Raw genomic sequence first — 1,733 nt, forward strand, 5'->3', positions numbered from 1 at the left:
ATACCTCCTTAAATTTTTTCTTACTATCATCATCACCGAATTTTTCTAAAAGAGCATATAATAAACTTAAACAATGAAGTTTGTTATCATTTTCTTTGATTTTGCTTGCAAGTTCAATGCTTTTTATAGCTCTTGTAGATTTGTCTTCTTTACTATTCATAAGTGGAATGAATGTTAAGCTTAGTATTTCTTCATTTGTCAATTCTTTACCGGCTTCTATTTTTTCTTTTAATTGAGCATATTTTTTATCGCCATCTAAACTACTCATATAAAAAGCTTGAATCTCATATTTTAAGCTTCCACCATCTAATTTTGTTTTTGTGTTTTTTATATCTGCTGAGTATATTACTATAGTATTAACCTTTTTATTGTATTTATAAAGTAGTGATGCATCATAGAATAAAAATCTATTTAGGTCTTTTCCTTTGTATGTAGTTTGAAATTCAAAATGGATATAATCACCATCCTCTGTATAGAAAGTATAATCAGTAAAATTGGTTTTTATGCTTATATCTTTAATTTCAGTATTAGCAGGTGCTATTATTTTGGTTTTCAAATTAAAGAAATTTACAGCACTTTGCTTGAATATATCCATTGCTGTTTTCATTATAGAATCTTCTATTTTACTGTAATCCATGTGAGTCCTCCTAACGTGTAAGTTATACTTTTATTATAGCATAATTCACCCCAGGGGTAAAAAATTTTCAGTTATCAGAAATGGCGGTTTTATTAATTTTGATGTTACACCAAATAGATAGATATGATAAAATATATTTAAAGGAAGGGGATGATATTTATGTGCAGGTTGAATCCAAAAGTAGATTTCGTATTTAAAAAATTGTTTGGTAGTGAGGAAAATAAGGATATTTTGATATCATTTATAAATTCAGTGTTGAGTGAAGATGAGCAAATAGTGGATATAGAGTTAAAAAACCCTTATAACTTAGCAAATTACAGGCAAGGTAAGATGAGCATACTTGATATAAAGGCAGTGGATGAAAAAGGAGTATGGTATGATATAGAAATGCAGATTGCAGAGCAGAGCTTTTATGACAAGAGAGCTCTGTATTATTGGGCGAAGGTATATTCAGATCAGATAGAAAGCGGATATGAATATAATTTACTGAAGAAAACTATAGGCATAAACATATTGGACTTTGAATATTTAGACGAAGAAGAATATCATAATGTGTACAAAATATACAATGTAAAGAGCAAAAAGTCATTTAGTAATTTGTTTGAACTGCATTTTATAGAACTTCCAAAATTCAAGAAAGATTTTAGTGAAATAAGGACAACGTTAGATAGGTGGGCAGCATTTTTAACAAAAGCGTATGAATTTGATAAGGATACTGTTCCTAAAGAATTAGCACAGAGTGAGGAAATAAAAAAAGCAGCTGAGAGGCTAGATATAATGAGCTTAAATAAGGAAGAAAGAGAAATATATGAGAATGATTTAAAAGCGATGATGGTAAGAAATGCCGAGATTAATGCAGCTGAGGAGAAGGGAAGAGAAGAAGGAATCAAGGAAGGAATTAAGGAAGGAATTAAGGAAGGAATCATTAAAACTGCAAAAAACTTATTAGACATGGGTATAGATGAGCATATGGTATCAAAAGCTACAGGACTAAGCGTAGAAGATATTAGGGAATTGTGCAATAAGAGAAAACAATAATAGAGAAAAGAGAATAGTAACAATATTCTTTATCGATTTTATAAGACTCCCACTTTTA

Annotated in this window: 2 protein-coding genes; one reads left to right on the top strand and one right to left on the bottom strand. The window is 29.5% G+C overall.

From position 1 onward, the window contains the following. Nucleotides 1-637: RpnC/YadD family protein (locus CLTEP_RS13910; protein ID WP_066827666.1), on the bottom strand; the 637-nt coding region annotated here is incomplete at its 3' end. A 159-nt stretch (nucleotides 638-796) separates the two neighbouring features. On the opposite strand from CLTEP_RS13910, the gene CLTEP_RS13915 reads away from it, so the two are divergent. Next, nucleotides 797-1,675 carry an Rpn family recombination-promoting nuclease/putative transposase gene (locus tag CLTEP_RS13915; protein WP_066827667.1) on the top strand — a complete coding sequence of 293 codons (879 nt, stop codon included), beginning with the start codon at nucleotides 797-799 and terminating at the stop codon, nucleotides 1,673-1,675. Nucleotides 1,676-1,733 lie beyond the last annotated feature (58 nt).

The sequence above is a fragment of the Clostridium tepidiprofundi DSM 19306 genome (assembly GCF_001594005.1).
GTDB lineage: Bacteria > Bacillota > Clostridia > Clostridiales > Clostridiaceae > Clostridium_AC > Clostridium_AC tepidiprofundi.